This is a genomic window from Lactobacillus taiwanensis DSM 21401 (assembly GCF_001436695.1).
GTDB classification, from domain to species: Bacteria; Bacillota; Bacilli; order Lactobacillales; family Lactobacillaceae; genus Lactobacillus; species Lactobacillus taiwanensis.
The window spans coordinates 1-8,302 of the sequence record NZ_AYZG01000039.1 but is presented as its reverse complement, the minus strand read 5'-3'; the positions used below and the strand labels follow the sequence as shown (position 1 = coordinate 8,302).

Annotated in this window: 7 protein-coding genes and 1 pseudogene; all 8 read right to left on the bottom strand. The window is 33.6% G+C overall.

Features of this window, described 5'->3' with window-relative positions; genetic code table 11:
- Positions 1-87 precede the first annotated feature (87 nt).
- The 8 genes and pseudogenes from bsh to FD18_RS05785 all read right to left on the bottom strand — a co-directional run bounded on the left by bsh (position 88) and on the right by FD18_RS05785 (position 8,194).
- Positions 88-1,038, bottom strand: a complete 951-nt coding sequence (gene bsh / locus FD18_RS05820) for a choloylglycine hydrolase (RefSeq protein WP_057719033.1) — start codon at positions 1,036-1,038, stop codon at positions 88-90.
- A 20-nt stretch (positions 1,039-1,058) separates the two neighbouring features.
- Entirely contained in the window at positions 1,059-2,411 is a 1,353-nt protein-coding gene (locus FD18_RS05815; protein WP_057719032.1) for a conjugated bile salt MFS transporter, read from the bottom strand.
- Between the two features lie 23 nt (positions 2,412-2,434).
- Positions 2,435-3,781, bottom strand: a complete 1,347-nt coding sequence (locus FD18_RS05810; RefSeq protein WP_057719031.1) for a conjugated bile salt MFS transporter — start codon at positions 3,779-3,781, stop codon at positions 2,435-2,437.
- Between the two features lie 190 nt (positions 3,782-3,971).
- Positions 3,972-4,832 (bottom strand): lysophospholipid acyltransferase family protein, encoded by an 861-nt coding sequence (locus tag FD18_RS05805; RefSeq protein ID WP_057719030.1) that lies wholly within the window; start codon positions 4,830-4,832, stop codon positions 3,972-3,974.
- Positions 4,829-5,618 (bottom strand): annotated as a pseudogene (locus FD18_RS05800) (glycosyltransferase). The gene FD18_RS05805 and the pseudogene FD18_RS05800 overlap by 4 nt, the downstream one beginning before the upstream one ends.
- The gene (locus FD18_RS05795) at positions 5,615-6,568 is read right to left on the bottom strand and encodes a glycosyltransferase family 8 protein (RefSeq protein WP_057719029.1); all 954 of its coding nucleotides are present in this window, start codon (positions 6,566-6,568) and stop codon (positions 5,615-5,617) included. Before FD18_RS05795 ends, FD18_RS05800 begins: the two are co-directional and overlap by 4 nt.
- A 23-nt stretch (positions 6,569-6,591) precedes the next feature.
- Positions 6,592-7,416: a glycosyltransferase gene (locus FD18_RS05790; RefSeq protein ID WP_057719028.1), complete on the bottom strand. Its 825-nt coding sequence runs from the start codon at positions 7,414-7,416 to the stop codon at positions 6,592-6,594.
- A gap of 1 nt (position 7,417) precedes the next feature.
- A complete protein-coding gene (locus FD18_RS05785; protein WP_057719027.1) occupies positions 7,418-8,194 on the bottom strand; it encodes a 1-acyl-sn-glycerol-3-phosphate acyltransferase in 777 nt (258 codons plus the stop codon).
- Positions 8,195-8,302 lie beyond the last annotated feature (108 nt).

Here is an 8,302-nt window from a genome sequence, read left to right as displayed (position 1 = left end):
TAGTTGCTTGATTCTTTTTCAAAACTATTCATCAACAGGATTTGACAAACAGCCAATTTTTTGTAGATATAGCAGTTTTTGATTAGATTAATAAGTAATTAACTTATCTACATTCATTGTTTCATCGTCTAATTTATAAGTCTTTAGCTCAAAATCATTTTCAAAGTTGCAGTAGTAAGTCTTAGTAGCAGCAGAGTAACAAGCAGAGTAGACAGTATATTCATCACTACCTTGATTGTTGACAACACTACCCTTAATCATGGCAACTGACTTCAAAATATTAAAGAACTTAGCAACATTAGCTTTTTCGCCTTTAACAGTTGGATAGTTGACATTTAAATAAGCAGCTTTAACAAAACGGTCGGCTGGGATGCTATCACCAGGTAAACCTAAACTACCAGTGCCAACGCCCCATGGAGCTACTTTTTGACCATTCCAGCTTTGAGCGCTAGCATCATGTGGATCTAATCCAGTGTAGTTACCAAGATTAGTTAAGTGCCAGTTGAAATCTGGACTATTAGTTAAAACACCCAATTTATCTTCAAAAACTCTCATGCCATATTGCTTTGAAACTTCAACTATAATAGCTTCATCTTTATCACTAATAATCCAGTGAAGAGGAGCTACTGCAAATGATGAGTTAATAGCTTCATTTACTAAGTTAACATTCTTTAAGGCGTCTTTAACGTCGCTAACTTTGGTAAAGTTTTGAGTAACCCATAGCATGATTTCATAAGATGCTAAGTTGACTTTGCCCTCAATTGGACCGTCGCTAAATTTTGCAAAATGTGGGAAATTCAGACCTGCAATACCTAAGCCATCTTCGTTAAAGCAGTCGAAATATGATGGATAGCCATCAATCACAATTCCCATACCAATAACTGCTTTTTTAGTCTTGGTATCATCTAAGAATTTATAAGGAAGGGGATAGTTACGAGGTGTAATAATTACGCCTTCGCCATAATCTTGACCTACGTCTAAGTTACGACCAAAATATAAATTTCCTTGATCATCTGTAAATCTTAAACCAGTACACATTTCAAAAATCCTCCTTTTAATTATTTAGTAATAGATTGAGCTTGTTCAGCAATATATTTCTTTTGATATCTCTTAATTTGGATAACGGCAAATACTAAAATGATAAAACCAATTGCAACAAAGGCAATCATAAAGTACCAAGCAACAGTGAAGCTAGCCATACCTTTGATGACACCGAATAATGGAGCACCAATGGCATATCCAATGGCATAGGCTAAACCTACATATCCAAGCATTACTCCCTGATCTCTAGAACCAAACAGATCTTTCGCCATGAAAGCTGGGCCAGACATGTAACTAAATACAGCTAGTCCACAAAAGATAGCGTAAGCAATACCGGCAACCTTACTTACATGAGAACCATAAGGCTGGAAACTGATAAAGACCATCATTAAAATAGATAAGATATACATACAGCCAGCATAGGCCATTGATTTTGCTGTACCAAATTTATCAAATAAGAAACCACCAGAAACATTTCCGATTAAACAACCGACACCATACATTGATCCAATTAATCCAACATCAGTTAGTGAAAGTTTTGTATCCAGAAATGCTGCATAATCTTCGTTTAAAGAGGCTAAACCTAAACCAATAATTAAAAATCCAAGACTAAAAATCCAGAACCATTTCATTTGTAAAACTTGTTTACTAGTCCAGCCTTTAAATTCTTTGGCTTTAGCTAATTCTTCTTCTTTCTTGCTTTCAGCTAATTCTTCATCAGAAACAACGATTTCGTCTTTCTTAGGAGTTCTAATAAAGCAAGCAATAATTACACCGATTATTAGCAAAGTAACCGCAAAGATAAAAAATGGTGCCATCGAAATCAAGTGACCTGTCTTGGTGTTACCTGTCATGTAGTGCTTTAAAATGACTTGAGTTGTTGGTTGTAAAAAGATATTCCCAATAGAACCACCACAGAAGGCAATTCCTAGAGCAGCGCCACGGCCCTTTGCTGGGAACCAGTGGTTAATAACCCATGGCACACCTTGTCCTGAGAAGAAAGTTGAACCAACCATACAAATAATGGCTGCAATATAAAAACCAGGAAGTTTTGTACTAATTCCAAAAATTACGTAGGCAATAGCGGAAAGACCAATACCAATTAAATACATAATTCTGAAATTTACTTTTTCTAGTGCTTTACCAATAAATGGTGAAGCAATTGAAGCAAAGACTGCTCCAAACGTGAAAATCAATGTATACGATGCTAATGTGAAGTGGAAAGTATTAACTAAGGGGTGGATAAACAAAGGCTGAATGTTTTGAGCAATTCCATAAGGAATAGCTTGGGTTAACATACAAAGGAAAACCATGAAGTACTTGTAGCCTTTGCTTACTACTTTATCTTTAGTAGCAGCATCACTAGACATATAATTACCCTCTTTCTAACTAATTACTTATTTAAAATAATATTTGGCTTGTTCACGATAATATTTTTTTGAATTTGTTTAATTTTAATAGCTGCAAAAATTAATAATATAAAACCAATTGCAACAAAGAAGGTGGTACACCACCAAGCAACGGTAAAGCTAGTGGCACCTTTAATAACACCAAAGAGTGGGGCACCAATAGCAAAACCAATTGCATAGGCTAAACTAATATAACCTAGGTTAACCCCTTGTGCTTTGGCACCAAATAAATTCTTAGCCATAAAGGCAGGCCCAGACATATAGCTAAATACTGATAGCCCGCTAGTAAAGGCCCAACCCATACCAGCATATAAGTTAATGCGATCTCCATAAGGATGTGTACTAATCAGGATCATCATCAAAATAGCGATGATCAACATGATTCCTGCATAAGCCATGGATTTAGCAGTACCGAACTTATCAAATAAGTAGCCACCAGAAATATTGCCGATAATACCAGCAATCCCGAAGACTGAACCAATCATTCCGACTTCTGTTAAGGATAATTTAGTGTCTAAAAAGGCTGCATAGTCTTCATTTAAAGAAGCGAGCCCTAAACCAATGATTAAAAAGCCGATACTAAAGACCCAGAACCATTTCATATGAAGAACTTGTTTACCGCTCCAACCTTGAAATTCATGGGCTTGTTTTTGAGCAGCTTCATTCCGATTCTTTTTAACTTCTTCGGCTGAAGCAAGAACCTCATCCTTCTTTGGCACTCTAATAAAAGCAGCAATAATTAGACCAACAATTAAAAGAGCAACGGCAAAAATGAAAAATGGAGCCATTGAAGTTAAATGTCCAGTTTTAGTATTGCCCGTCATAAAGTGCTTCAAAATTTCCTGAGTAATAGGTTGTAAGAAAATATCACCTATTGAACCCCCGCAGAAGGCCAGACCTAATGCAACACCACGTCCTTTAAAGGGAAACCAGTGGTTTATAATCCATGGAACACCTTGCCCAGAATAAAAGGTTGAACCAACCATACAAATAATTCCGGCTAAATAGAAACCGGGTAGTTTCGTACTAATTCCAAAAATTACATATGCTCCAGCTGAAAGGCAAATACCAATCAAATACAAAATTTTAAAATTAACTTTCTGTAAAGCTTTACCAACCATTGGTGAAACTAGAGACCCTACGACAGCCCCAAAAGTAAAAATTAAGGTATAAGAAGCTAATGTAAAGTGAAAAGTATTAACCAGAGGGTGAACAAATAAAGGTTGAATTAATTGAGCAATCCCATAAGGAATGGCTTGAGTTAACATACAGAGAAATACCATAAAGTATTTGTAGCCTTTACTGACCACCTTGTCCCCATCTTTTCCCATCGTATCTCTCTTCTTTCTGATAAAATACTATTAACTTTATAACTTGAATATTATTAAACTCGTGAGCTTTGATTATAGCCATTTATATTGTAGTCTACTTAATTGAGTAAAGCAAAAATAACGAATTATTATGTTATTAAATGAATGTAATAAAAAACTATCTGATTTTTATCAGATAGTCTAAAAAAGATTAGTATTTTATGTAACCTGCAATATCATCGTAATCGAAATTATAGGTTAATTTTTTGCCATATGCCTTTTCATATGCGTTTTTCTTTTGCATATAATCAATATCGCGCATTCTTTTAGCATTTTGATCAACAGTAAGACGATCAATAGGATAAATTGTTGGAAGTACATGAAGAATGTAGCGAGTTTTATGGAATTTAGAACTATTTTTTTCCATTTCAGGAAGATCTTTAATTTCTACAAAGCATGAAACAATTGGCACGTTAGCCTTTGCAGCATAATAATATGCACCTTTTTGAAGAGGACGAGGTTTGCGGTAGTTATACCACATTTCTTGTTCTGGGTAGATTAAAACCCAACCTTTTTTATCAAAAACATGTTGTAAATGCTTAGAAAATTCACGTCCTAAATATTGGTAACTTTGAACGATTGGAATGGCATTAATGTTATTCATTAAAAAGCCAAAAAAGCCAGGTAGTTTTAAATTAGAATCTTCAATTACAATATAGAGTTTTTTATGGCACTTATTAGCTAATTTTTTAATTGGTAAACTATCGGTTTGCTTAAAATGATTAGTAGTGACAATTGCGCCATATTTTGTTTTTTTTGCACGCTCTTTATTTTTGATTTGCGTATGAGCCATCAAGATTAGCGTATCAATATTAATGATTCCCTGAGCAATGATATTTTTTAATTTATGACTAAGTTTTTTTTGTTGTTTCCAATAGTCATTAACGAGCTTGATTCTTTCACTCTTGGTTAAAATAGGATCACCTAGTTCAACTTTAGCGTGCATTTTTCCTTTTTTGACGGCTGCTTTGATATTTTCAATAACTTGTGCACGATTTTCGCCAATGATCATAATTTAATCCTTTCGCCTTTGTTTTTGACTTGAATCCAATTATTAGGATCAACTACTGTGATATTTTCTTTTTCAAGCATGTGGTCTAATTTAGCTCGATCTTCTATCCGTTGTTTATCAGCATAATTATCTAGTTCTGATTTTAATTCTTCATAAAATGGAGTTGTTTTAGCATATTTCCAGAAATAATCTTTATATTGTACGTCTTTGAAGTGCCAAGATTTAAAGAATAAATTATAGTGAATTAAGTCTGGATTAGAAATGGGATCAGTATTTTCATTAGGCATTGCACTCAGCGTGGATCAAGAGCCAGTGCATCTTTGATATATTTCACCAATTTATCCACATATTGAATTGAAGAATCGGTACAAGCACCGAAGAGATTACTACCTAACTCGGTATTGTAAAGCTTAGCAATGTCGTCAACTACAATGGTGTCACTATCACTGTAAATGGCTTTATCATATTGCGGAAATAACTCTGGAATGAATAAGCGATAAAAAATAGACATCATGAAAAAGTTTGCACGCAGATAGTTTTCTTTTCGATTTTGAATTGGTTTTACTAATTCTTCGTCAATATGGAAAAATTTGACATGTACATAATTATTGCTAAAATTTGCGAGTTGCTTTTTATACTCTTCAGAAAGATCTTGATTCAAAAAATCGTATAATCTTTTTCTGAGTTTGCATTTTTGACTAGTGAATTAAGTGAAACTGTCGCATATTTGGTGAAATCATCACTAATACTATAAAAACTGGAATAGTTATTTTTGTATCTCTTTATATTTTGACAGACGTAGTTTTCTTAACTTTTGCCCAAGTGACGTCTTCATCTTTGATTTGGTCGACTTTTTTAATCATCCACTCTAAGTCAGCGCGTGCTTTTTTACGGTCTTCATCAGTAAAGTCAGCCAATTGCTTTTTTAATTCATCGTAATATGGTGAATTTTTAGCAACATCCCAGAAATATTTACCATATTGAACATCAGCGAAATGCCATGGCTTAAAGAAGAGATTATAGTGAACAATTTTAGGATTTTTAATTTCATCCATATGTTCATTAGGCATTGCATCCCATTCAAGTGGTAAGTGATAAATTTTATCTTCACAAATTTCGTTCATGTAAGCTTGGTCAGGATCGATATTATCGAAGTGATATTTTTCAATTAATGAATAGAATTTATCAACAAATTTTTTATCTCTAAATGCCTTCATATTAAAGAGAATCACACCGTTGTTTATATATTTCTCTGGTGGAAAAATTCCTTGGCATTCCTTAATATAAACTTGAAGTGGTTTAATAAATCTAATTGACATATCGGGAACACTAGCAAACATATTGTCTCCAATTTCGGTATTGTAGAGTTCTGCAATGTCGGTACAAATAATAGTATCTGCATCTAAATAAACAGCCTTGTCATATTGAGGAAAAAGATTTGGAATAAATAAACGATAGAAAATTGACATGGTAAAGAATTGAGCACGTAAATAATTTTCTTTACTGTTGTGAATAGGAGCTACCATATCATCATCGATATGAAAGATATTAACATGAATATTTTCAGTAGAAAGATCCTCAAGACTCTTTTTATGTTCGTCACTAATGTTTTGTACTAAAAGAGTAATTGTGTAATCTTTGTTTGGGTCAGCGTGGTCAATTAAAGATTGAATTGACACGGCTGCATAGGGGGTGTAGTTATCACTAATTGTATAAAAAACAGGTATCGTCATCATAAAACTCCATATCTAAAATAAATTTAGGACCGCTTTAATTGTGGTCTTAGTTTTGTGTACTCCTTAAGTAAATCATCATATTCATGTAATTTCAAGACCCCATGAACGCGCTCAATATCCCATGGTTTAACTGTAAGAGTGTGAAAATAAGGTTTAAAGCGAAAACTAGTTGTGAAATGCTGAATTTTAGTGTCTGGACGCAAACGGTATTGTTCATTGTAACAACGTGGTGCAATCTTTTTCTCAGTAGCAAGTTTATTTAAAGCTGATTGATCGGGAAGAAGCATTTTTTTATCGCTCATTTTTTCTCTTACTTTTGCAAAAAGATGAGTTTTTTTGATTTCAGACATATTTAGGAGCAAGACTCCTGAATTTAGATAATCAAACGTTTTATGAGTATGAATATTATGAAAGAAAAAGCGACCCCAAAAATCAAGAACGCCAACTAATTCTGTATTTGTTAGATCCTGGTCATAAAAATCACTAATATCTTTGCGGATAATAATATCGTCATCTAAATATAAAATTCGGTCGGGAATTTGTGGAATTTGATCTGCAAATAAACGAAGCATAGCATACGGAGTAAAACGGGTTTCCATGTTTGCACGTGGAGGCTCTTTTTTGAACAGTTCAGTGCAGTCGATTAATTCAGCAGTATTATTTGGATCTTTTTCTTTAATGATTTTTTTGATTAAGTTAAAAGCTTGCTCGTTAAAAGCTTCATATCCTTCTGCCTGCATAGTTAAGATATAGAGGTGCAGGGGAGTAGAGGCGTTTTTTAATAAAGATAGAGTTGCAATTAAAATACCATCTTCGGCGTGAGAGTCACCGCAAAATAGAATATTCATTTTATCCTCCAATTTCTCGTTTTTGATACTGGTAATACTGATAGTTGCTCATTTTAGACCGCTTTTTTAATTGGTGAAATACTTGATCGTGAAGCTTTTTTTGTTGTTGCTTTTTAGTTAAAGTGGTATCAGGGAAAAATGGGCCATCAATATAAACAGTAATTTTGGGATGTTTTCCATATTTTCGTTTCTGATAAGTTGTTGTCATTACAAAACTTGCTTTATTTGCTTGGACAGGAAAATTAAAACTGGTTTCTGAAAATGGTCGAATATCTGTAAAGTAAGGCCAGATATGAGCTTCTGGATAAATAACTATATGAGCGTTTTCTTTAGTTAACGCTTTAACTGCCTTAAGCAAATTAATAGCTTGTTTAATAGTTTTTCCTACAGGTAAGCCACCATAAGGTAAAAGAATCTTGCCAATTACTGGAATTCCCCAATTTGCTTGATTAGCAATTGCATAATAATTTTTCCAGCCACATAAGGTTAGAGGCATGAAAACGTCGTTAAGCATCTGCGTGTGGTTTTCATAAATAAAATAACCCTGATCCTTATATTTGACTAACTTATCTCTACCTATTACTTTGACATGCATTGCACCATAAGTAAAAAGATAAGCAAATCCAGTAGCCAAAAAGCGCATAACGTAATTAGGTATATTTTGTTTAATTATTTGGTAATTATCAGGTAGAGTAAAATCTTGTTGTTTACTTTTAACAACATCATCAGTTAAAGAATTATAGTAAATAGTTTTGTGTTTAGAAGGTTTATTATTCATGGTATTAATTATAAAAGAAGTTTAAAAACAAAAAAAGACATCGCTTATGCGGTGCCTTTAAAATATGGGTGGTCAGGGGATCGAACCCTGGACCCACGGATTAAGAGT